Raw genomic sequence first — 22851 nt, forward strand, 5'->3', positions numbered from 1 at the left:
GTTTTCGTATTGATCCAAAAATGAATTTATATTAGATTCTAAAAACCAAAAATCTACCTAAAATAAAGGCATAAAAAAAACCCTTAAAACATAGTTTTAAGGGTTTTTAAAGTAAGTAGTGCGGATAATAGGACTCGAACCTACACGCCTTGCGGCACCAGATCCTAAGTCTGGCATGTCTACCAATTTCACCATATCCGCTCAATTGTGGGTGCAAAGATAATCATAACTTCTAATTATCAAAGCATTTTTGAAAAAAAATATTAATTCTATTTTTCGTATTTTTGAAATTCTATAAAAATCAATTTAAATGGACACTATAAAAGCATACGTTCAAGAACACAAAGAACGCTTTATCAATGAGTTAATCGAATTATTAAAAATTCCATCTGTAAGTGCAGATACTGCATATTCTCAAGACGTAATTGACACATCCGAGGCTGTAAAAGCAAGTTTAGAGAAAGCGGGATGCGATTTTGTCGAAATTTGCGACACTCCGGGCTACCCAATTGTATATGGAGAGAAAATAATCGACCCAAATTTACCAACCGTATTAGTTTACGGACATTATGATGTTCAACCACCAGATCCAATAGAATTATGGACATCTCCTCCATTTGAACCTGTTATCAAAAAAACCGAAATTCACCCAGAAGGAGCCATATTTGCTCGCGGTGCTTGCGATGACAAAGGACAAATGTACATGCACGTAAAAGCTTTAGAATATATGGTACAAAGCAACACTTTGCCTTGTAACGTAAAATTCATGATCGAAGGTGAAGAAGAAGTAGGTTCTAAAAGTTTAGGATGGTTTGTAGAGCGCAATCAGGAAAAACTAAAGAATGATGTTATTTTAATTTCTGATACAGGAATGATTTCTAATCAGCAACCATCGATAACAACAGGATTACGTGGATTAAGTTATGTAGAAGTTGAAGTTACTGGACCAAACCGTGATTTGCATTCTGGTTTATACGGAGGTGCGGTTGCAAACCCAATTAATGTATTGGCAAAAATGATTGCTTCATTACACGACGAAAACAACCACATTACAATTCCAGGATTCTACGATAATGTCGAAGAATTATCACTAGAAGAAAGAGCCGAAATGGCAAAAGCACCTTTTAGTTTAGAAAAATATAAAAAAGCTTTAGACTTAAATGATGTTTATGGCGAAAAAGGATATGTAACCAACGAACGCAACTCAATACGACCTACACTAGATGTAAACGGAATTTGGGGCGGATACACAGGCGAAGGAGCTAAAACAGTTATTGCTAGCAAAGCTTTCGCAAAAATATCTATGCGTTTGGTTCCAAACCAAGATTGGGAGCACATTACAGAGTTATTTACAAAACATTTTACTAGCATCGCACCAGCTGGCGTTACTGTAAAAGTTAATCCACATCATGGTGGTCAAGGATATGTAACTCCTATTGATAGCATTGGTTACAAAGCAGCAAATATGGCATATACAGAAACTTTTGGAGTGCCTGCAATTCCGGTTCGTTCAGGCGGAAGTATTCCGATTGTGGCATTATTCGAAAAAGAATTAAAAAGCAAAACAATCCTTATGGGATTCGGACTTGATAGCGATGCAATTCACTCACCAAACGAACATTTCGGAATCTTCAATTACCTAAAAGGAATTGAAACTATTCCGTTGTTTTACAAATATTTTGTAGAGCTTTCTAAATAGTTCATACAGCAACATACATTAAAATCCGTTCAGCAATGAGCGGATTTTTTTTTATGACGTTCCATGCTAAAGCGAGCGCAAGAAACATTTAATAAAAAACCACAGAACCTCAACCACTTAGTAACTCAGTAACTTTATTAAAAAATAGTTGCACATTAAAAAATTAACTCTACATTTGTAGAACACAATCTATAAACGTAGAGCAAAATGAATCAAAAAATAGTTCTCCTAATACTACTTTTATCCTGTTTAGGTTGTAAAACCGAACAGATCAATCAAAAAATCGACAAGAAAAAAGAAGGCAAATGGATTGATATCTACGTACAAGATAACATTCAATACAAATCAATAGAATACTATAAACATAATGAGCCCGTTAAAAAATGGAAATCATACATAAACGGAAAAATACACAAAATAGAAAAATACAAAAACGGAATCTGTTATGTAAAAAACTATTATGAAAACGGAAAAATCGAATCAAAAGGAAAAACAAAAATCGATTCCGAAGCTAAACTAACACATTGGTATTATTTCGGAGACTGGAAATACTATTCAGACAAAGGAAAATATATAGCGATTAAAGAATACTATGATGGAAAATTAATTTCAGAACAATTCAATCCTTAAGAACAACACAATAAACAGATACAAAATGCAACTTACAAACTCCGAAGAACAATTAATGCAACACCTTTGGCAACTAAAAAAGGCGTTTATGAAGGATTTGCTCGAAGCATATCCTGAACCAAAACCAGCAACCACAACTGTAGCAACGTTATTAAAAAGAATGATTGATAAAAAATTCGTCGCATACAACGAATTTGGAAACTCAAGAGAATATTACCCATTGGTAAAAAAAACAGATTACTTCTCAAAACACGTAAACGGATTGATTAGTAATTTCTTCAACAATTCGGCATCACAATTTGCTTCGTTCTTTACAACCGAAACCAATTTATCAACTTCGGAATTAGAAGAACTCAAAAAAATAATTGACTCACAAATTCAAAAAAAGAAAAAATGATAACGTACATCCTAAAATCGTCATTACTACTTCTGATTCTCTTTGTAGTATATAAATTATGGTTAGAAAATGAAAAAATGTTCCGTTTTAATCGGGGTTATTTATTAGGAAGCTTACTTTTTAGTTTAATTATCCCATTGCAACTATTCGCATTTGATACAAAAATAGCAAAAGCACTAAATGCAATTCAATTACCAGAAATGGTGTTGAATAATTCACAAAATTCAAACATAATAACCAACAGCCAAATAATAACAAATAGTCTATTAGCACTTTATCTAATCATTACTACATTGCTAATCATCCGATTTGCTATGAATTTGTATTCCTTTCATAAAAAAATAAAATACAGCGAATCGTTAATTATCAATAATCAAAAAGCAGTTTTAATTCAGGAACCTGTATTGCCACATTCTTTTTTAAATACCATTTTTATAAACGAAAATGATCTAAAAAATGATTTAATCGATCCGCAGCTTATCACACACGAAACAGCTCATATCGAGCAGAAACATTCCTTCGATATCATTTTTATCGAGCTAATCCAAATTCTATTATGGTTTAATCCAATCATTTTACTTTACAAAAAAGCAATCAAACTAAATCATGAATTCCTAGCCGATGAAGCTGTAATAACCCAATTAGACTCTGTTTCATACTATCAAAACTTGCTATTAAAAATGGCTTCTAACCAAAGTCAGATTGCGCTTGCCAGTTCTATTAATTTTCAAATAACCAAAAAACGACTACTTATGATGACAAAACAAGAATCCCGATTAAGAATACTATTAAAAACGGCAGCAGTAGGCTTTGTACTCGCTATATTATTTTTCGCTTTTAGCAATACTACAATTGCACAAGCAAACAACAGAAAAGCAGAAAACGAACCTCCAAAATTTCTTTCTAATTCAATTCAAGACACAACACAACCAGAATATCCGGGTGGAATGAACGAATTTTACAAATTCATTGGAAAGAATTTCAAAGTTCCCGAAGAAGTTACAAAAAACAAAATCAAAGGTAAAGTGTACGTACAATTTTTTATTGAAAAGGACGGCTCTTTATCCGATTTTACAATCACACAAGATTTAGGCTACGGCTTAGGCGATGAAGCTATTCGTGTAATAAAACTTTCTCCTAAATGGAAACCAGGTACAATAAATAACGAACCAGCAAAAGTAATGTACAATTTACCGATAACAGTTCAATCAGCACCAGAATAAATAGACTGCTTTTATTAGAGAATAATTTTTAAATTATAATCATAAAATTCTTCTAAAACCATCTCATAGCATTTCTCTATTTAAAGCATAAAATATTGACAAATAAAAAAATCCGCTTCTGTTCTAGAAGCGGATCAAATAAAAAACTAAAAAAAATTCTAAAAAAAAATTTCAAAAAACTACTAATTAAGAAGTTTATCAGGATTATATCCAAAATAAGGCATAGCCTGCTCATGAAATACAACACCATATTCTTCTAATTCTTTTAAAATTGGCAGATACACCTCTTTATTTATTGGCAATTGAACCCCAGGAGTTGTAATCTTTCCATTTAATATCAATAATGTAGCCATAGCAACAGGCAATCCCACCGTTTTTGCCATTGCTGTATAGGTTTGATCATCACCAATACAAACCATTTTGGAATCTATTTGTGTATCTACACCATTTAATACATATCCAAACTTATGATACATCACTATCATATCTTTATCATGAGGCTGTAATGTCCAATTATCCGAAAGTATTTTTTCTAATATCTGAGCTGGAGTAGCATCTTTTAACCCAACAAGTTTATTAGGATTAAACAAATCAAGCTCAACAAGCTTATCCCACATAATGTCATCTTGATCTATTTTAAGAATCAAACGCATTTTTATTTCAACTGAATCTGTAGGATGATAAGGCAAGAAAGAATTCACAAACTGACGGTAACTCATGTTCTCAGAATTTTCCATAACATAGCTATCATCCGTCATTCCTAATTGCACAAACATATTCCATGCTTTGGAGAATCCAACCCTTCTTATCGTTCCACGATATAAAGTAAGTATATCCTCGAGACCATAAATAGATCTGTATTTTAAAGAATCTCTATTAGAATAAGCTTCAAATTTGCCGTAGCCCTCTACTTCTAAAAACTCAGTTCTACGAAACAAGTTGCAATACGGTATGTACTTATAAGTTCCTTCCTGAATAAATTTAGCAGCACCACCCTGCCCTGCCAAAACAACATTTCGCGGAGCCCAAGTAAATTTATAATTCCATAAGTTGTTATCCGACTCCGGAGCCACAAGTCCACCGCAAAAAGATTCAAACAATAGCATATCGCCACCTTTATCTCTAATTTCGTCGATTACCTTCATGGCACTCATATGATCAATACCAGGATCTAGCCCAATTTCATTCATAAAAATTAGATTATTGGCTTTTGCCTCCTCGTCTAATTCCTGCATCGCGTCACTTATATATGATGCGGTAACCATATGTTTTTTATAAAGCAAACAATCTCTGGCAACTTCTATATGCAAATGAGCTGGTAACATTGATACAACAATGTTTGCTTGCTGTATAGCCAGCCTTCGCTGTTCTTTATCAAAAATATCCAACGCAATTGGAGTAGCATTAGGGTGACCATTGGTTTTCTTTTCAGCAAGAGCCAAAGACAAATCTCCTATAATAAGATGAAGGTTTTCTTTTACGGACTTGTCCAATAAATACCGTATTAATGACGACGCCGATCTACCTGCTCCAATGACCAAAACTACTCTCATATTTTACATATATAACACAAACATACAATATTGTTATATTCATAACAATAAAATAATGTTAAAATGTTGAACTAAATATTATTTTAAAGCAAAAATAAACAGAATTTATCTATTTAAAACGACTTAAAATATTTCAAAAAGTTGTCTTAATTTTTTCCCAGATTGAAAGTATTAAACCTATTTTTGTAAACACTAATCTATTTTTGTGATGAATAAAAAAATAATTGCAACAGCTGCTTTATTAGGAATGATAGCTATCATTTTGGGAGCGTTTGGAGCGCATGCTCTAAAAAAAGTTTTATCTGTAGAAGAACTAGTTACCTTCGAAACTGGGGTTCGCTACCAAATGTATCATGCATTCTTTTTGTTTTTTGTAGCTACACGAAATGAACTTTCTCAAAAAACACTTAGAGTTATTTACAATCTAGCTGTAGCTGGAGTGATATTATTCTCAGGTTCTATTTACTTACTTTCGACGAATAACCTTACATCATTTGATTTTAAAATTATTGGATTCGTAACTCCGATAGGCGGACTCCTATTAATTCTTGCTTGGAGTGTTCTTTTTGTTAAAATTATCAAACAAAAGTCATAAAATTCGTTATATAAAACTATATCTAAAATATAATATCTAATTTTACAGTCTATAAAATAAAACACAACAACTTAAAGTTTATGGACAATCAAACGTTATCTACGCAATCGATTTCGCTAAATGAGTTAGGGATTAAAAATGCAACAATACATTATCAGTTATCGGCTGACGAATTACACAACATCACGATACAGTCTGGTCAAGGTGTAGAGGACTCAACAGGTGCATTAGCAATTAACACTGGTACATTTACAGGACGTTCGCCTCAAGATCGTTTTATTGTAAAAGATAGTGTTACAGAAGACCAAGTTTGGTGGGGAAAAGTGAACATTCCTTTTGAACCAGCTGCCTTCGAAAAATTATACAACAAGGTCACTCAATATCTATCTAACAAAGAAGTTTTTGTTAGAGATTCATACGTTTGTTCAGATCCAAATTACAGATTAAATGTACGTGTTGTAACTGAAACAGCATGGTCTAATTTATTCTGTTACAATATGTTCTTGAGACCAGAAGCAAATGAATTAGCAAACTTTACTCCTGAATGGACCGTAATTTGTGCTCCAAGCTTCATGGCTGATCCAGCTGTAGATGGAACAAGACAAAGCAATTTTGCAATCTTAGATTTTACAAAAAAAATAGCTCTTATTGGCGGAACAGGTTATACTGGAGAAATGAAAAAAGGAATTTTTTCAGCTTTAAATTTCATCTTGCCTGTATTTAAAAACACATTACCAATGCACTGTAGTGCTAATGTTGGTAAAGATGGAGATACAGCTATTTTCTTTGGTTTATCTGGAACAGGAAAAACAACTTTATCTGCAGATCCAGACCGCAAATTAATCGGTGATGATGAACACGGTTGGACAAATGAAAACACTGTATTCAATTTTGAAGGTGGTTGTTACGCTAAAGTAATCAACCTAACGGAAGAAAATGAACCAGACATTTTTAGAGCTATTAAAAAAGGAGCCTTACTAGAAAATGTAGTTTTTAAACCAGGTACAAATGAGGTAGATTATGATGATATCTCAATTACGCCAAACACAAGAGTTAGTTACCCTATTACCCATATTGATAATATTCAACCAGGTTCTATAGGTAAAAACCCTAAAAACATTTTCTTCTTAACAGCCGATTCATTTGGTATTTTGCCTCCAATATCGAGACTTACACCTGGACAAGCTGCATACCACTTTATTTCTGGATACACTGCTAAAGTTGCTGGAACAGAAGCTGGTATAGACGAACCTCAACCAAATTTCTCAGCTTGTTTTGGAGCGCCATTCATGCCGTTGCACCCAACTCGTTATGCAGAAATGTTGAGCAAAAAAATGAAAGATGCCGATGTAAAAGTTTGGCTTATTAATACAGGATGGACTGGTGGAGCATACGGAACAGGAACTCGTATGAAACTAAAATACACTCGTGCTATGATTACTGCCGCTTTAAACGGAGAATTAGACAACGTAGCTTACGAAAATCATGTTGTTTTTGGAATTGCAAAACCACAGACTTGTCCTAATGTACCTAACGAGATTCTAAATCCTAGAAACACTTGGGCAGATCCAAAATTATACGATATTAAAGCAGTAGAATTAGCGGAGAAATTCAAAGCTAATTTTGCGAAATTTGAAGAGTTTGCCAATGCCGAGATTATGGCAGGAGCACCATTAGCATAATAAACGTCTTACTTACTAATTCAAAAAAAGAGCTGTTCAATTGAACAGCTCTTTTTTGTATTTATACTCGTTTTTAGTATCAGTTTTTAGTATCAGTATACAGTGTCAGCCTTCACCATCGGTGTACTTACAGTATTTATAAAGGAAACCGTAACTTATGACTGGAACTGAAAACTAAATACTTATTTTTTCACTTGCTCATCAATACGTTTCTGCACAGAATCCCAGCTATAATAATGAAAAGTCATACCATTACTCATTGCCACAAAAAGACCGTTTTTATAAGCACCTCCTAAATTCACATTCGTCACATCGGCTCCATCGCACTCTATTGTCGAAGTGGGAATTTCAGCAAGCAAAGGATAACTATTTAAATCTCCATTAGCTCCTTCACGTGGATAAACCATGAAGGTATTTGCTTGTTGGTTAGAAACCAATATATATCCTGTAGTTGCCGTTTTTTTGTAAATGGCAATTCCTTCATTATCTGCTTTAAAATCACCTTTCCCAAAGACAGCAAGTTCTACATCGCTATGATTACTCGCAGGATCGGCTACATATTTCCTTATTCCAAATTGCTCATCACAATAATAAACTACTCCTAACTCGTTATCTACAGCAATAGCTTCAATTTCTTTTTTCCCACTATAAGAACCAAACTTACGTACTACTTTAGCACCAACTATTCCGTTACCTATATCTGACAATTGATATTGCCACAAATAACTACCCGAAGGTCCTGATTTTCTTCCTACAATAGCAAATATTGCATGATCGCTAGGTCGGGTATATAATGCAATTCCCATTGGATCACGTAATAACTCTCCTTCAAAAACAGCAATCCCTCCATTATCTATAGGCTTTAAATCGGGCAAGCTAAAAACCCTTATTTTATTACTCTCTCTTTCAGTAGTAACTGCTACATCTATTTTTTTCCCATTAACAATTAACCCATAAGCAATATCAACATTGTTTGGTCTTTTTAACGGCTCCGATTTAACTAAGATTTTACCATTTAAATCAAAAGCATACAATCCGCCATCGGTATCTTTATCTGTTCCTACAATAATACTTTTTGATGGATCTGTAGGATGTATCCAAATTGACGGATCATCTGTATCATGCGGAAGTGGCTCGGTTACAGTTATTGGTTTAAGGGCATCTTTACGAACTGGAGCTAACTTACTTCCACAAGAAACCAAAAAAGCACTCACTATGAGTAGTATAAATTTATTTTTCATGTTATTGTTGTTTTTAAAAGAATTGACAGGAATGTATTATTCCTGTCAATCATAACTAAATTCATTGTAATTAAATATTAAAAATCAAATTTCAATCCTAAATTGTATCGAGCTTGGTAATATTCTACCTGCTTAGTATGCGATTTTACACCTTGGTAATAACGTAATGGTTGATTAGTCAAATTATTTGCTTCTGCAAAAACACGAATCTTTGGCGTAATTTTAAATGAAGCATTTGCATCTACAAAAAGCTGTTTATCATAATAACTATCATTGTATTCATCAGAACCTAACTCATCTAAATAATCTGAAGTAAAATTAGTCGAAACTCTAGCAGAAAAACGTTTGTTTTCCCATGATAACGAACCATTAAACATATGTGGTGATGTTCCCGGAAGACTTATATTGCGTCTTTCATTTCCTTCGGCATCAGCAATACCTTTGGCGGTTGACTTTGTATATGTATAGTTTAAATAAATTCCGAATCCTTTTAAAAATGGGCTTGTAAAGAAATCCAATTGACGCTGAAATGCTACTTCAAAACCAAAAACATCTACATTATCTCCATTTCTTTGTTGGATAAGTGTCCAATTATCTCCTGCTGGAATTGGATTTTGCTGATTGGGAAAATCCGTTGCAAATTTTGCTGTCGTGTATTGATTATCACTATAGGTATAAATAAAATCATTTAAATTTTTATAGAAAAATCCTCCTGAAATCAAACCAACAGATTTAAAATAATTCTCAGCCATGAAATCATAATTATAAGAATAGGTTGCTTTAAGATCAGGATTACCAGCTAAAATTTGCGAATCGGCAGCAATATTATTGATATATGGAGCCAATGCATAATAATCAGGTCGTGCCAATGCAGTGGTTGCAGCAGCTCTTAATACCAAGTCTTTTGTCGCATTATATTTAAATGAAATTCCAGGCATTACGTTTGTATATGAATTGGTTGTATTGATCTTCCCTTCTAATTCTTCTTCGTCCAAAACGCGATTTCCTGTATAATCAATATGCGTATTCTCTAAACGGAAACCTAAAATCATAGACAATTTATCATTAAAATCCTGATCCCATCTTACATAAGCAGCATAAATATTTTCTTTGGCATTATAATTTACAGTCAAAAATTCAGCAGGATTCAATTCTTTGTTAAACAAAGCAGGATTATTTAACTCTAAACCTCCTAAATAAGAATTTGAAACAAATGTACCTGGTACATATTTACTACCTGCATTAAAATCGGCCCCATCATAATGACTGGTTCCAACATTGGCGAGAGTTTCCATTCCGCTTAGTGGCTCATAAGAGTAAAAAATATTATCTCTCGATTTCTCTTTCATTCTTAATCTAAGTCCTGTTCTCAATCTTCCTTTCTCAGAAGGAATTATTGTAAAAGGAAATCTAATATTTATTTTAGCACCAAATTCACTCTCTTTAGTCTCATCTGTATTTTCTGTTGCCGAATCAAACTTAAACTTATCCAAAGCCTCACCTGTTGTTGTAACCAAAGGAAACTCTAAATCCGATAAATTCTGAGCTGTATTCAGTCCTTTCTGACGGTATTCGATATAACGCTCTTGTGGACGATATTCTCTTGCAGTCGAATAATTTGCAGACCAATCTAAATCTAAATTAGAATTTATTAAATGCTCTCCACGTAATGCATAATTCTGTACTCGCTGATCTTCGAGTCTTCTATTTTTATTACGATTATTATCAACCCCACCTTTTGTCTGGCGTTTTACTCTTCCTGTAAAACCTGTAATTTGTTCGCCATTATAAATAGGTTTCATATCGTCATAAGTAGTTCTATAGCGATTTTCTCTATCATCTCTCCAATTATAAATCCCATTAGCAAAAATGGTGTTATTTTCATCAAATTTATAATCCAATGCTATTGCTCCACTCCTTCTAATACGTTGCACATCGTATTTTCTAATTTCTGATTTACTCAAAAATTCATTCCCGAACTTATCCTTAGTCCAAGCAGCCTCGATGTTATCTGAACCGTAATCTACATTATTATAAGAACCACTTACCACTGCTCCAAGCTTACCATCAAAAAAACGATTTCCATAAACTAATCCTGCTGTATAAATAAGTTTATCACGAATTGGCGCATACCCTCCCGCTACTGTTGCCGAGATTCTTTCACCATTAGGCGTTGCTCTCGTAATCAAGTTTACAGAACCCCCGATAGCATCGGCATCCATATCTGGCGTAAGTGTTTTATTTACTTCAATAGTCGAAATCATATCTGATGGAATAAGATCCATTTGTACATTTCTATTGTCCCCTTCTGCAGATGGAATACGATCCCCATTTAAAGTTACAGAGTTTAAGGAAGGTGCTAAACCTCTAATAATGATATTTCTAGCTTCCCCTTGGTCATTCTGCATTGTAATTCCAGGTACACGTTTTAAAGCATCACCAACATTTGCATCAGGAAAACGCCCCATTTGATCAGCAGAAATAACATTACCTATATTCTTATTCGTTTTTTGTTGATTTAAAGCTTTTGCTTGCCCTTTCAGTATATCACCTACAACAACTTCATTTAATTCTGTTCCTGAAGATTTGAGAGCAAAATCTATCACTGCATTCTTACCATCACTAATAACTACATCTTGAATATTCTCAGTATATCCCATGTATTTTACTTTTACCTGATAAGATCCAGACATTACATTAAGCAATTCATATCTTCCGTTATAATCAGAAATAGTATATTTATTCTGACCTACAATTTCAATCATTGCTCCTGGTAAAGGCAGCTTATCATCTGCATCCAATACTTTTCCAGAAACGATTCCTTTTTGAGCATAACCAACTAAGGTTATTAAAAAGAGAACTAATACTAAACAATTTTTTTTCATCTTGGTTTTGGTTGTTTTTTCTATGATGCGAAACTAGTTCCTGCATATTAACTCTACCTCTTGAAAAATTTAACATATCGTTATGCTTCTTCTTTTTAAGCATATTTTTTTTACTTTAAAATAACACAAGCCCTTAAAAAGATTGAGTAGAGTTAACATTATTACAATTTAAAAACTCTAATAAAATCCTATTTTAAAAACGAAAACAAAACTCTAATCAAAAACATATCAACTATTTACCTCAATATTAATTTTTTGGCGCTAAATTTGCCTTATCAATCAATCAAAAACAATCAATCATGTTGAAACAATTTTTTATCCTTTGCTCAGGAGCAGATAAAAATCTCCTCGAGGACTGTTCTGGAAGCGAACAAACCAAATACGTAGGTATTGGAGCTACCGTTTTCTTTACCGCAGTAATGGCATTTATTGCAAGTGCATATGCCTTATTTACCGTTTTTGACTCTATATATCCAGCCATGGCTTTTGGATTTGTTTGGAGTTTACTTATTTTTAATCTGGACCGCTTTATTGTATCTACAATAAAAAAAAGAGACCGTTTTTGGGATGAATTTCTACAGGCAACACCACGAATTATTCTAGCAGTTATTATTGCAATCGTAATTTCAAAACCTTTAGAAATTAAAATTTTTGAAAAGGAAATCAACACCGTTTTATTAAAAGAGAAAAATGCGATGGCTCTTGCCAATAAAAAAGAAGTTGGCAACTACTACAAATCCGATTTAGACAAAAACAAAGCCGAAATAGCCGGATTAAAAGATGATATTCTTAAAAAGGAAAAAGAGGTAAATGCATTATACTCGACCTACATTACCGAAGCTGAAGGAACAGCCGGTTCAAAACGTTTAGGCAAAGGACCTGTTTATAAAGAGAAACGTGACAAACACGATGCTGCTTTAAAAGAATTTGCTACGCTAAAAACTGAGAATGAGGCCAAAATAGCCGTAAAAGAAAAAGCAGCACTAGTACTTCAAGCCGATGTAGACAAAAAAGTATCCGAAACACAACCTATAATTGATGGATTTGATGGCTTAATGGCTAGAATAAATGCTCTAAACAAACTACCTTGGGTTCCTTCTTTCTTTATTATGTTATTGTTTCTTGCCATAGAAACATCGCCTATTATAGCCAAATTATTATCTCCAAGAGGAGAATATGATTTTAAACAAGAAGAACTAGAAACAGCCTTAAAAGCTACTTTGGAACAGAATAAATACCAACGTAGTTTATTAGTAAAAACTAGCGCTGCAATGCATGACAAAGTTTATGCTGATATTGCCGAAGATAAAGACATCTACAACTTACAGCGACAAAAAGCAAAAGAATTGCTCGAATTACAAGCGCATCGCTTTGTAGAAAAACAGAAAGCGACTCTATAAGTCTTAAAGTGACCAATATTATTTAAAAGAAAAAGTCGAAAATAGAAACTTTACTATTTTCGACTTTTTTATTTATAACCTAAATGGCTTTAAGACTTTTGACTTTAGGACATTCAGACTTACTTACATATAACTCAAAATCTCTTTTTTGAATGCATCGTACTCCCCTTGCATAATCAATCCGTTGTCTAATAACTTCTTGTAATTCTGTAGTTTTTCAAAAAGCTCATCTTGTGACATATCACTTAACCTTCTTTCGCCTGTAGCAAATGAAGTTTCTTGAATCGGTTCGTTATAAATTGGAGTCGCTGGTATAATTTCAGCATAATTCGTTACTTCTTCAGTTTCAATTTCTTCAATTTCTTCTTCCTCTATCGGCTCAATTACCTCAGGTTCTGCAATCTCAGGAGCAGGAACAGTTGCAAGAATTGGATTTTTAAGTATATCTAGCTGTTCTTTTGCGTAAGTAAAAATCTTTCTTGCCTGAATTTTAGGAATATAATCTATTGAAAACTGAATATCGGTTTTGGTAGAAAAAGAAAACTCTGAACCTAGAATATTTTCTTTTACAAATGTACCAACAATATCATCCCACGTATAATCAGTAAAATCCATCGAAAGACCTAAGTTTTTAGGCTTACATATTATAATTCTTTTGTTTGTTACAACAATGCTATCAGGAAAAACAGTGATTGCCGGTTTTTTTTGAACTGCAATATATCCAATTTCTTCACCTCTCATCAATAAATCATTGAGTTTTGAAGTAATTTTTTCAATCGCTTTTGGATCTTGTTCCTCGTTTAAAAACTTTTTAAATTGTTCTTTCATATTTTATAAGTTGCTAAGTTACAAAGTAACTGAGTTGCTAGTTTTTTGTCTTACGTTGCAAATGTAATGCCTAATTTTTTAATTCAATAATTTCATTCTGAATTTTCTTTGTCAAACTTTTGAAAACCAAATCATACGAATGATCAATAAGTTCTTTTATAAAAGCTGTAGGCAAATCTCCATTTATAGTAATAGTGTTCCAGTGTACTTTACTCATATGGAAACCTGGTTTTATATCATCATATTCAGCACGTAATTCCTGAGCACGCTCTGGATCACATTTTAAATTTACCGAAGGAATGTTTTTTTCCCATTGGGTCAAAGATGATAATGCAAACATTTTTCCGCCAACCTTGAATACCAATGTTTCTTCATCAAAAGGAAAATGCTCTGTAACTCCTTTTTTAGAAAGACAATATTCATAATACGTTTCTAAATTCATATCATTTCTTATTTACCAATTTCACCTAAATGCGTGTATTTAAATCCTGTTTCATACTTTAATCCATAACCAAAAATGCGGTCCATTGAAGAATGAGAAAACAAAATAACTCCAATAAACTGTACTGCTTCTAATTTTAAATAACATCCTAAAATATAAACCAAAACAGCAATTCCTCTATGATGGAATATATTATATAAAAAAGCACCAACTTTAGCATTAATTACATAACCAAGCATGGAGAAATCGGGTACTAATATCCAAACCAGAAACCACCACCATTGATAATCTAACTGGCTAAACAAGTATATTCCCAGAACAAATAAACCTAACTCTTCTAGTTTAATAACTGTTTTCATTTTACTACTTTTTCCATCATTTTCTCTGGACTTTTTAATGCTGTAAAGCCAAATTTGCGATATAAGAAATGCGCATCACTTGTTGCTAATCTCCATATTTTAACGTCTTTTAATGCAGGTTCATTTATCATTCTTTCAATTAGAATCGACGAATAACCTTTCCCTCGATGTTCTTCAGTAATAAAAACATCCATTACATAAGCAAAAACTACATAATCAGTAATTACACGTGCAAAGCCAATTTGTTTATCGTCCAGAAAAATTCCAAAGCAAAACGAATTGTCAATAGTAATTTGTACTTCTTCTATTGTACGACCCGCAGCCCAATAAATATCTTTTAGGAAATGCTGAATAAACGGGACATCTAATTTATTTTTATCAGTGCTAACTGTAATCATCTTGATTGTCGATTTTAGAAGGATAAAAAAACTTTGATCCTTAGTCAAAAGTATTAAATTAACCAATTAGATGTAATTCATGAAATTTTTATTTAACACATAGGAACATAGATTTTATGTATAAAAGAAAGCAAAAAGAAATACATTTCTTTCACATAACTAGCTTTGTGCATTTAAACAAGTGAAACGTCTTTTTTTGAGAGTACAAAACTATGTTCCTATGTGTTAAAATTAATTACAATCAACGGATTAAATTATACAAAATAGGTTTTGATGGACTCGCGTCATTTTCAAACGATGCAATTTGCAAGTTCAGTATATAACTTCCATCTTTTATTTCATCAGTAACATAAATCATTTCGGTAATTGTTGCGCTTAATCTTGCATCAGCATTAAGATTATTTACATCTTTTACATTCCAAAACGCTTTGTGTGCCAATAATTTTCCTTCGTCATGTTCCTTATCTACACTTGGCAAATCAATTAATAAATGCTGAATTCCGCTTTCGCGAATGAAAATCGCCGCATCCTCAGACAAATACGGTGGATTCGTATTTGAATATTTTGCTGATTTCTTAGATTTTTGATTTGGAAGGGTTCTGATAATTATTGCTTCTGGAAAAGTTGAAGTAGTCAATCCATCTTGAATTTGCTCTCTAGTAATCACCAAATCTTCTCCTTGAACTTCTGCTTCAACAGAAACTAATTCGGCCAAAAAGAAAAATGTTTTCAGCGATTGATTAATACTATAAAATTCTCGTGTAATATGCCCAAGACATTCGGTATGTGTACCATGTCCATGCGGATTAAAGAATATATTATTAAAATTGGTAGATGATTTCCCTTCGGAAACCTTCCCTATCCAATCACCAAAAACTACAGGTTCAATTACTGGTTTTTCGATATACCAAGCAATCGGATTTTCATCTGTATTCGTAAGCGGAATAGAAATATCGATAGGTTTTGATAAGTCAATTTCGAATTCATTATTAATTTTTGCTTTCATATTCTTAAGCCCTTTTTTTTAACCGCAAAGGTCGTTAAGTTTTGTTTCTCAGCGCTCATATCGTATAACGACGCTTCGAGATTGCGAACTTTGCGGTTAAACTTATGATCCAAATTTAAAGTAATGCTTCGGGATTTGCAATATTTGTTGGATTACTATTGATATAATTAATTACATTCTCAAAAGCTTTCTCAAAATAGAGTTCGTAGCTGTTTTTCTCGACATAACCTATATGAGGTGTACAAACAACATTTGGCATTTTTAGCAATTCAAAATCCACATCGTAAATAGGTTCTTCTTCATAAACATCTATTCCTGCAAATCCTGGTTTTCCGTTTTTAAGCGATTTTAATAAAGCTCCTTTTTCTATTAATTCGGCTCTCGCGGTATTAATTAAAGCTGCGGTTGGCTTCATCAAACTTAAATCGGCTTCTTTTACAATCCCGAAGGTTCTTTCATTAAGCCTAAGATGCAATGTGATGATATCACTTTGAGAGAAGAATTCTGCTTTAGAATTTGCTTTTTGAAATCCATCAAAAACAGCTTGGTTCCTCGAATTTTCACTTCCCCAAACCAAAACCGTTGCTCCAAACACATTTGCATATTTAGCAATTTGTTGCCCTATTTTTCCATAGCCCCAAATACCAATTATTTTGCCTCGAATAGTAGAACCAATATTAGTTTGCCATTTTCCTTCTTTCATTCCCTGAATGGCTTGAGGAATTTGGCGAGCTGTATTCATGATTAATGCCCACGCAAGTTCAGACGGAGCTACAGGCGAACCGATACCTTCGGCAACTGCAACTTTATATTTTGTACACGCAGCAATATCAAGGTGATTCGATTTTTTTCCTGTCTGGCTTATAAGTTTCAATTTAGGCAATCTCGAAAGCAAGTCATCTGAAATCTCTGTTCTTTCTCTAATTAAAACAATAATTTCCGAGTCTTGTAATAGCTCTGCTAATTTTGAATTGTCTTTTTCAGTATGGTTCAGAATAGTAACATCCAATCCTTTCAGCATTTTGAAAGATTCTAGTTTTGCAACTGCATTTTGATAATCATCTAATATGGTAATTCTCATAATACTTTCGTTTTTAACCGCAAAGTTTTTAATTTGTACTAATTCACTAACTTTTTTAAATCCATTTAATCTGTGGCTAAAAAAATTAACCGCAAGGTTCGCAAGGGTTTTACGCTAAGGTCGCAAAGTTTTCTCTTAGCGATGTTGTAGTTAATGGTTTAATTCCTTTTAATAATAATTATAGATTATTTACAACTCTTCGAATTCCGTTTTTTATTAAAACAACATTAAAATTTATTAGTAAACCTAATTTACAATTTGTCAATTTTAAATAAGTCAATAACTGCGCAAAATGAATATCATTTAAGGCATCTACCGATTTTATTTCCAAAATTAATTTATTTTCTACTACAATATCCAGACGATAGCCAATATCCAACCTCACTTCCTCATAAATTAAAGGTAATGCTTTTTGTTTTTCAACTACTAAACCTCTTTTTTTCAATTCATAAAACAAACACTCTTCATAAGCACTTTCTAAAAGTCCAGAGCCCAATGATTGATGTACTTTTAATGCGCAATCGAATACAATTTTAGACAATTCATTCTCAGTCATAAGTTTTTATTTAACCGAAAAAAGCGCAATCCAGAAGCCTCAGAATACACAATTTTCTTAATATTTAGACAAAGTAAATCTAATATTAAAACAATTAAAAATAAAACTATTCCTACATTAAAAATAAACTAAAACTTTGCGCCTTTGCGTAAAACCCTTGCGAACCTTGCGGTTAATCCCATTATTCCAAATTTAAATAAAATAAATCTGATGCAATCCCATCAGTCAGGAATTTTCCTTTTGCAGTTGGTCTTAAAATATTATTCTCGATATAAACCAATTCATCATTCAGAAACTTCTCTGTTTGTTTTTTTAGATAAACTAGATAATCGGTTCCAAATTCTTTTTCGATTCTATCTAATGAAACTCCCCATATTGTTCGTAATCCGGTCATAATATATTCGTTATAACGGTCGGATACCGAAAGGACTTCCACTTCATTTGGCAATTGATTACCCTGAATTGATTTTAGATAAAGTGAATTATTCGAGATATTCCAACTTCTAGAAACACCATCATAACTATGTGCCGAAGGTCCGACTCCAATATATTTTTTCCCCAGCCAATATGCCGAATTGTTTTTAGAAAAATAATTCTCTTTTCCGAAATTCGATAATTCGTAATGAATAAAACCGTTTGCTTCAAGGGTTTCTACCAAAATCATAAAATGAGCCGAAGCCACCTCGTCGTTTGGTTTAGCTACTTTTCCTGTTTGTATTAATTTACTCAAAGCAGTTTTGGGTTCCACTGTCAATGCGTAACTCGAAATATGCGGGATTCCGAAACTCAATGCTGTTTCGATATTATGCTTCCATTTTTCGTTACTCATTCCCGGAACTCCGTATATCAAATCCAAAGAAATATTATCAAAGTATTTGGTTGCTTCTTCCAGACATTTTTTGGCTTCCATCGAATTATGGGCGCGATTCATCATCTTCAAATCATCTTCAAAAAAAGACTGAATTCCAATACTCAAGCGATTTATTGAACTTTTTGACAACTCAAAAATTCGTTCTGCAGATAAATCATCAGGGTTTGCTTCGAGTGTAATTTCAGGATTTTCTACAACATTATAATTCTTGTAAACTTCTGAAATTAAAAAATTTATTTCATCATTTGTTAGTACCGAAGGAGTTCCGCCACCAAAATAAATGGTTTCAATTTGGCTGTCACTTCCTGCAGAGTCGAGAAGTTTAAACTCATTTTTGCGCATGGCAATTTCTTTGGCAATAGCCAATACCATGTCTTCCTTCTTCTTCATCGAAGTCGAAAAATGAAAGTCGCAATAATTACACGCTTGCTTGCAAAAAGGGATATGGATGTAGATTCCGCTCATTATCTAGTTTTTAGTTCCGGTCTCAGTTTTCAGTCTCAATCTCAGTCTCAGTTAATAACTGTAAACCGTTACTGTGACTGCAGACTATTTTTTAACTCGTTCCTCATTTTGTTTTACAAATGCATCCCAACCTGTGTAGCTCTTTGTTCCGATTACTTTTCCAGAATTAAAAAAATGACAAACGGCTGCTGCCAATCCATCTGTTGAATCTAAGTTTTTAGGTAATTCTTTCAATCCTAAAAGTTGTTGAAGCATTTTGGCAACTTGTTCTTTACTGGCGTTTCCGTTTCCGGTAATTGCCATTTTTATCTTTTTGGGTTCATATTCGGTAATCGGAATATCTCTCGAAAGTCCTGCTGCCATTGCAACTCCTTGCGCTCTTCCTAACTTAAGCATCGACTGAACGTTTTTACCAAAGAAAGGAGCCTCAATCGCAATTTCATCTGGATGATGTGTTTCGATTAATTCGATAGTACGCTCAAAAATGATTTTTAGTTTCTGATAATGATTGTCATATTTGGACAATTGCAATTCGTTGAGTTGCAAAAATTCCATTTTTTTATTGACGATTTTAATCAATCCAAAACCCATAATGGTTGTTCCAGGGTCGATTCCTAATATGATGCGTTCTTTTGTCATTATTTTTTGTTGCGCTAAGTTTCACAAAGTAGACAAGAGACACGAAGAATTATTTATCCTCATTTAAATCTTTGCATTTCTTTGTGATTTTCTTTGTGAGTCTTTGCGAAATAGCTTTTTTACAATAGTTTTTCCTTTACTTTGCAGCATGATTTCAATTCCTCACAAAGCTAAACAATTCCTTGTTCTTGTAGTCAAACTTTTGATTGTAGGTGGTGCATTTTACTTTATTTATAACCAACTGGCACAAAACGACAAACTCGACTGGCAAAAATTCATTGTTTTGTTCAAAAAGAACCAATCAGTATCTGGGATTACATTCATTTTATTATTTAGTGTTTTAAATCGGTATTTCGAAATCTTAAAATGGCAGAATCTAGCTCAGGTTATCCACAAAATATCAGTATCTGAAGCTACAAAACAAGTCCTAGGTGCTTTAACAGCTGGACTTTTTACGCCAAACGGTATCGGAGAATATGCTGGAAAAGCATTATTCTTTGAAAAAAAAGATACTAAAAAAGTAGTATTTTTAAACCTGATTTGTAACGGAATACAAATGGTACTAACCATTATCTTTGGTGTTTTTGGTTTGATGTATTTTAACTCTAAATACAATGTGATTACTCCAACAACGGTTACATTACTTTTTGGAGCTCTTCTCGTTTTATTTCTTGTGGTTTTTCTAGTAAAAAAAATCACCATCAAAGGATATTCTATCGAGAAACTAATTCATAAGATTAACGAAATTCCAAAATCAATTCATCAAAAAAACATCCTTTTAGGAATTTGTCGTTATCTTGTTTTTTCACATCAATATTATTTTCTGTTTTTGGCTTTTGATGTCGACTTACCATATTTCACATTAATAGCAACAATTTCAGCTGTTTATTTCTTGGCTTCATCTTTACCTACTTTTCAGTTTTTAGATTTTGCTGTAAAAGGAAGTGTTGCCGTTTATTTCTTTGGAATTCTTGGCGTGAACGAATGGATTGTGATTTTTATATCTACATTAATGTGGTTCTTAAATGTGGTTTTACCTGTTCTTATTGGAAGTTATTATGTTTTAAATTTCAAAACTAAAACTGCTAAATAATGCTAATTCTGTATACCATAACACTCATTTATTGTCTTGTTATCGCTTGGCTTAGTTATGGTTTTACCAAAATAAAAAAATATCAATCTAGCGAATTACCTCCTAAAACCCATTTTACGATTGTAGTTCCTTTTAGAAACGAAGTAGAAAATTTACCCATTCTATTAAATAGTATTTCAAGATTAAATTACCCAATAGAATTCTTCGAAGTGATTTTAGTCGATGATGATTCTGAGGAAGCCTTTTGTATTCTTTCTCAGAAACTCAATATTCAAATCATGAAAAACATTCGTGTTTCGAACTCTCCTAAAAAAGATGCGATCACAACAGCGATGCAACATGCCACAAATGAATGGATTATTACAACCGATGCTGATTGTATTGTTCCTAAAAACTGGTTGCAAACACTAGACAATTACATTCAGCTTAATGATGTCTCTATGATTGCAGGTGCTGTTACTTACGAATGTGATACTTCCTTTTTACATCATTTTCAGCAATTGGATTTAACGAGTTTGCAAGGCGCAACAATTGGAAGCTTTGGTCTAAATAAAGGTTTTATGTGCAATGGCGCCAATTTTGCCTATACCAAATCATTATTTAAAAAACTAAATGGCTTTGATGGAAATAATAAAATTGCCAGCGGAGATGATGTTTTTTTGTTGCAAAAAGCGATTGCAATATTCCCCGAACAAGTACATTACTTAAAAGCGGATGAGAATATTATCATTACAAAACCAACTCCAGATTGGAGAAGCTTATTTCATCAACGAATCCGTTGGGCTGCCAAAACAGGCTCGTATCAAAGTGCGTTCGGAAAATTATTAGGTATTCTTGTTTTCCTTGCAAATTTAAGTGTGGTAGCAACTTGGATTCTATTTTTTACACTGCAAACAAACTATATTAATCTGTTAAGTATTCTAATCCTGAAGTTCATTCTGGACTCAGTAATACTTTACCAAACCAATTCTTTTTTGACCAAGAAACAAATGCGTTTCTTTATTCTATCAAACTTATGGTATCCTTTTTTCAGTACCAGCGTTGCTATATATAGCCTATTAGGAAGTTATGAATGGAAAGGAAGACAGTTTTCTAAGTAGCTTTTCTATTTCTAAAAATTAATCCTGCAAAGATTAGCGCCAAAAATAGTGAGGAAATTGCACTTACAACTACACTTCCTATTTGTTTAAATGTCATTCCAAATGCAAATCGTACACTCAAAATTATTACTGAAATACCTATTACTGAAAACCAATAGTTTAGATTAATCTTATTCCGTTCTTCAATTCGTATAGGTAATTTATAGCTATAAAAAAGAATTAATCCCATCCCTATTAAAGAGCTTAAATGTTGGGTGATTTTATAAACAGGAATTGAATATAGCTCTCCTCCCAAGAAAGATATTCTCTCTACAAAATATCCATTTATATGTGTAAATGAGTCCCAAAATGTATGAGAAAGAATACCAAATATAAATGAGACGATAACGATCCAAATATTAGACTTAAAGTAATTTAACCAATTACTTTCTTTAAGAACAAATAGTCTTTGTTTAAAAAAGTCAGGTAAATTATCTATTAATGGTCTTTTTATTATTTGATGAAAGAGAAATGCAATTAAAATTCCTAAAGGAATATCTACCAAAAACACCCCTAAAAAAGTATGTCCGATATCGCCTTGCATTTTCATTCTAAAAAAATATTCTAAATCAGGAGACATTGACCCAATTACCAAACCTGTTGCTGAAAGTTTTTTATTCTTTAAAAATGGTAAAACAATAGCTGGGTGCGAAAAAGTAAATGGCATCG

22 protein-coding genes and 1 tRNA gene are annotated in these 22851 nt (G+C 32.9%); 9 read left to right on the forward strand and 14 right to left on the reverse strand.

Annotated elements, in window-relative coordinates; translation table 11 throughout:
- Nucleotides 1-119 precede the first annotated feature (119 nt).
- Nucleotides 120-201, reverse strand: a tRNA-Leu gene (locus OIU80_RS15115).
- A 109-nt stretch (nucleotides 202-310) separates the two neighbouring features.
- Here OIU80_RS15115 and OIU80_RS15120 point away from each other — a divergent pair.
- The 4 genes from OIU80_RS15120 (at nucleotide 311) to OIU80_RS15135 (ending at nucleotide 3949) form a co-directional block, all read left to right on the forward strand.
- Nucleotides 311-1699 (forward strand): dipeptidase, encoded by a 1389-nt coding sequence (locus OIU80_RS15120; protein WP_264287826.1) that lies wholly within the window; start codon nucleotides 311-313, stop codon nucleotides 1697-1699.
- Nucleotides 1700-1906: 207 nt separating this feature from the next.
- A complete protein-coding gene (locus tag OIU80_RS15125) occupies nucleotides 1907-2329 on the forward strand; it encodes a hypothetical protein (RefSeq protein ID WP_264287827.1) in 423 nt (140 codons plus the stop codon).
- Between the two features lie 25 nt (nucleotides 2330-2354).
- On the forward strand, nucleotides 2355-2726 hold the full coding sequence (locus OIU80_RS15130; RefSeq protein ID WP_264287828.1) for a BlaI/MecI/CopY family transcriptional regulator: 372 nt from the start codon (nucleotides 2355-2357) through the stop codon (nucleotides 2724-2726).
- Nucleotides 2723-3949, forward strand: a complete 1227-nt coding sequence (locus OIU80_RS15135; RefSeq protein WP_264287829.1) for a M56 family metallopeptidase — start codon at nucleotides 2723-2725, stop codon at nucleotides 3947-3949. Before OIU80_RS15130 ends, OIU80_RS15135 begins: the two co-directional genes overlap by 4 nt.
- 182 nt (nucleotides 3950-4131) lie before the next feature.
- Here OIU80_RS15135 and OIU80_RS15140 read toward each other — a convergent pair whose 3' ends face one another.
- A complete protein-coding gene (locus OIU80_RS15140) occupies nucleotides 4132-5502 on the reverse strand; it encodes a saccharopine dehydrogenase family protein (protein WP_264287830.1) in 1371 nt (456 codons plus the stop codon).
- A gap of 208 nt (nucleotides 5503-5710) precedes the next feature.
- On the opposite strand from OIU80_RS15140, the gene OIU80_RS15145 reads away from it, so the two are divergent.
- Together OIU80_RS15145 and pckA are read left to right on the forward strand one after the other, a co-directional pair.
- Complete coding sequence (locus tag OIU80_RS15145) at nucleotides 5711-6097, forward strand: DUF423 domain-containing protein (protein ID WP_264287831.1); 387 nt, start codon at nucleotides 5711-5713, stop codon at nucleotides 6095-6097.
- 80 nt (nucleotides 6098-6177) lie between these two features.
- Nucleotides 6178-7779: a phosphoenolpyruvate carboxykinase (ATP) gene (gene pckA, locus OIU80_RS15150; protein ID WP_264287832.1), complete on the forward strand. Its 1602-nt coding sequence runs from the start codon at nucleotides 6178-6180 to the stop codon at nucleotides 7777-7779.
- A 182-nt stretch (nucleotides 7780-7961) separates the two neighbouring features.
- Here pckA and OIU80_RS15155 read toward each other — a convergent pair whose 3' ends face one another.
- Together OIU80_RS15155 and OIU80_RS15160 are read right to left on the reverse strand one after the other, a co-directional pair.
- Entirely contained in the window at nucleotides 7962-9020 is a 1059-nt protein-coding gene (locus OIU80_RS15155; RefSeq protein ID WP_264287833.1) for a phytase, read from the reverse strand.
- 77 nt (nucleotides 9021-9097) lie between these two features.
- On the reverse strand, nucleotides 9098-11905 hold the full coding sequence (locus tag OIU80_RS15160) for a TonB-dependent receptor (protein ID WP_264287834.1): 2808 nt from the start codon (nucleotides 11903-11905) through the stop codon (nucleotides 9098-9100).
- A 299-nt stretch (nucleotides 11906-12204) separates the two neighbouring features.
- On the opposite strand from OIU80_RS15160, the gene OIU80_RS15165 reads away from it, so the two are divergent.
- Complete coding sequence (locus OIU80_RS15165; RefSeq protein WP_264287835.1) at nucleotides 12205-13305, forward strand: DUF4407 domain-containing protein; 1101 nt, start codon at nucleotides 12205-12207, stop codon at nucleotides 13303-13305.
- Nucleotides 13306-13428: 123 nt separating this feature from the next.
- Here OIU80_RS15165 and OIU80_RS15170 read toward each other — a convergent pair whose 3' ends face one another.
- The 9 genes from OIU80_RS15170 to ruvC form a co-directional block, all read right to left on the reverse strand.
- A complete protein-coding gene (locus OIU80_RS15170; RefSeq protein ID WP_264287836.1) occupies nucleotides 13429-14133 on the reverse strand; it encodes a PH domain-containing protein in 705 nt (234 codons plus the stop codon).
- Between the two features lie 70 nt (nucleotides 14134-14203).
- On the reverse strand, nucleotides 14204-14575 hold the full coding sequence (locus OIU80_RS15175) for an MmcQ/YjbR family DNA-binding protein (protein WP_264287837.1): 372 nt from the start codon (nucleotides 14573-14575) through the stop codon (nucleotides 14204-14206).
- A gap of 8 nt (nucleotides 14576-14583) precedes the next feature.
- A complete protein-coding gene (locus OIU80_RS15180; protein WP_264287838.1) occupies nucleotides 14584-14934 on the reverse strand; it encodes a DUF4260 domain-containing protein in 351 nt (116 codons plus the stop codon).
- Entirely contained in the window at nucleotides 14931-15332 is a 402-nt protein-coding gene (locus OIU80_RS15185; protein ID WP_264287839.1) for a GNAT family N-acetyltransferase, read from the reverse strand. The genes OIU80_RS15180 and OIU80_RS15185 overlap by 4 nt, the downstream gene beginning before the upstream one ends.
- 241 nt (nucleotides 15333-15573) lie before the next feature.
- Nucleotides 15574-16338 (reverse strand): cyclase family protein, encoded by a 765-nt coding sequence (locus OIU80_RS15190; RefSeq protein WP_264287840.1) that lies wholly within the window; start codon nucleotides 16336-16338, stop codon nucleotides 15574-15576.
- A 115-nt stretch (nucleotides 16339-16453) separates the two neighbouring features.
- A complete protein-coding gene (locus OIU80_RS15195; protein ID WP_264287841.1) occupies nucleotides 16454-17419 on the reverse strand; it encodes a D-2-hydroxyacid dehydrogenase family protein in 966 nt (321 codons plus the stop codon).
- Nucleotides 17420-17597: 178 nt separating this feature from the next.
- On the reverse strand, nucleotides 17598-17975 hold the full coding sequence (locus OIU80_RS15200) for a GxxExxY protein (protein ID WP_264287842.1): 378 nt from the start codon (nucleotides 17973-17975) through the stop codon (nucleotides 17598-17600).
- Nucleotides 17976-18156: 181 nt separating this feature from the next.
- Nucleotides 18157-19311 carry a radical SAM family heme chaperone HemW gene (gene hemW, locus OIU80_RS15205; RefSeq protein ID WP_264287843.1) on the reverse strand — a complete coding sequence of 385 codons (1155 nt, stop codon included), beginning with the start codon at nucleotides 19309-19311 and terminating at the stop codon, nucleotides 18157-18159.
- A gap of 84 nt (nucleotides 19312-19395) precedes the next feature.
- Nucleotides 19396-19950: a crossover junction endodeoxyribonuclease RuvC gene (gene ruvC / locus OIU80_RS15210; RefSeq protein WP_039116297.1), complete on the reverse strand. Its 555-nt coding sequence runs from the start codon at nucleotides 19948-19950 to the stop codon at nucleotides 19396-19398.
- Between the two features lie 148 nt (nucleotides 19951-20098).
- On the opposite strand from ruvC, the gene OIU80_RS15215 reads away from it, so the two are divergent.
- Together OIU80_RS15215 and OIU80_RS15220 are read left to right on the forward strand one after the other, a co-directional pair.
- On the forward strand, nucleotides 20099-21043 hold the full coding sequence (locus OIU80_RS15215; protein WP_264287844.1) for a hypothetical protein: 945 nt from the start codon (nucleotides 20099-20101) through the stop codon (nucleotides 21041-21043).
- Nucleotides 21040-22143 carry a glycosyltransferase family 2 protein gene (locus OIU80_RS15220; protein WP_264287954.1) on the forward strand — a complete coding sequence of 368 codons (1104 nt, stop codon included), beginning with the start codon at nucleotides 21040-21042 and terminating at the stop codon, nucleotides 22141-22143. The genes OIU80_RS15215 and OIU80_RS15220 overlap by 4 nt, the downstream gene beginning before the upstream one ends.
- Here the strand turns inward: OIU80_RS15220 and OIU80_RS15225 are convergent.
- Nucleotides 22136-22849 (reverse strand): DUF4184 family protein, encoded by a 714-nt coding sequence (locus OIU80_RS15225; RefSeq protein ID WP_264287845.1) that lies wholly within the window; start codon nucleotides 22847-22849, stop codon nucleotides 22136-22138. The two genes, OIU80_RS15220 and OIU80_RS15225, sit on opposite strands and share 8 nt — an antisense overlap.
- Nucleotides 22850-22851: the final 2 nt, after the last annotated feature.

This window comes from Flavobacterium frigoritolerans (assembly GCF_025847275.1).
Taxonomy (GTDB): domain Bacteria; phylum Bacteroidota; class Bacteroidia; order Flavobacteriales; family Flavobacteriaceae; genus Flavobacterium; species Flavobacterium frigoritolerans.

Bases quoted from the DNA above. Each gene is read 5' to 3' on its own strand.
- OIU80_RS15190 (WP_264287840.1), bottom strand. From the start codon at position 16,338: ATGAAAGCAAAAATTAATAATGAATTCGAAATTGACTTATCAAAACCT.
- OIU80_RS15175 (WP_264287837.1), bottom strand. From the start codon at position 14,575: ATGAATTTAGAAACGTATTATGAATATTGTCTTTCTAAAAAAGGAGTT.
- OIU80_RS15135 (WP_264287829.1), top strand. From the start codon at position 2,723: ATGATAACGTACATCCTAAAATCGTCATTACTACTTCTGATTCTCTTT.
- OIU80_RS15215 (WP_264287844.1), top strand. From the start codon at position 20,099: ATGATTTCAATTCCTCACAAAGCTAAACAATTCCTTGTTCTTGTAGTC.
- OIU80_RS15170 (WP_264287836.1), bottom strand. From the start codon at position 14,133: ATGAAAGAACAATTTAAAAAGTTTTTAAACGAGGAACAAGATCCAAAA.
- OIU80_RS15140 (WP_264287830.1), bottom strand. From the start codon at position 5,502: ATGAGAGTAGTTTTGGTCATTGGAGCAGGTAGATCGGCGTCGTCATTA.
- OIU80_RS15195 (WP_264287841.1), bottom strand. From the start codon at position 17,419: ATGAGAATTACCATATTAGATGATTATCAAAATGCAGTTGCAAAACTA.
- OIU80_RS15130 (WP_264287828.1), top strand. From the start codon at position 2,355: ATGCAACTTACAAACTCCGAAGAACAATTAATGCAACACCTTTGGCAA.
- OIU80_RS15165 (WP_264287835.1), top strand. From the start codon at position 12,205: ATGTTGAAACAATTTTTTATCCTTTGCTCAGGAGCAGATAAAAATCTC.
- OIU80_RS15160 (WP_264287834.1), bottom strand. From the start codon at position 11,905: ATGAAAAAAAATTGTTTAGTATTAGTTCTCTTTTTAATAACCTTAGTT.
- OIU80_RS15125 (WP_264287827.1), top strand. From the start codon at position 1,907: ATGAATCAAAAAATAGTTCTCCTAATACTACTTTTATCCTGTTTAGGT.
- OIU80_RS15225 (WP_264287845.1), bottom strand. From the start codon at position 22,849: ATGCCATTTACTTTTTCGCACCCAGCTATTGTTTTACCATTTTTAAAG.
- OIU80_RS15180 (WP_264287838.1), bottom strand. From the start codon at position 14,934: ATGAAAACAGTTATTAAACTAGAAGAGTTAGGTTTATTTGTTCTGGGA.
- OIU80_RS15200 (WP_264287842.1), bottom strand. From the start codon at position 17,975: ATGACTGAGAATGAATTGTCTAAAATTGTATTCGATTGCGCATTAAAA.
- OIU80_RS15120 (WP_264287826.1), top strand. From the start codon at position 311: ATGGACACTATAAAAGCATACGTTCAAGAACACAAAGAACGCTTTATC.
- OIU80_RS15185 (WP_264287839.1), bottom strand. From the start codon at position 15,332: ATGATTACAGTTAGCACTGATAAAAATAAATTAGATGTCCCGTTTATT.
- OIU80_RS15155 (WP_264287833.1), bottom strand. From the start codon at position 9,020: ATGAAAAATAAATTTATACTACTCATAGTGAGTGCTTTTTTGGTTTCT.
- ruvC (WP_039116297.1), bottom strand. From the start codon at position 19,950: ATGACAAAAGAACGCATCATATTAGGAATCGACCCTGGAACAACCATT.
- hemW (WP_264287843.1), bottom strand. From the start codon at position 19,311: ATGAGCGGAATCTACATCCATATCCCTTTTTGCAAGCAAGCGTGTAAT.
- pckA (WP_264287832.1), top strand. From the start codon at position 6,178: ATGGACAATCAAACGTTATCTACGCAATCGATTTCGCTAAATGAGTTA.
- OIU80_RS15145 (WP_264287831.1), top strand. From the start codon at position 5,711: ATGAATAAAAAAATAATTGCAACAGCTGCTTTATTAGGAATGATAGCT.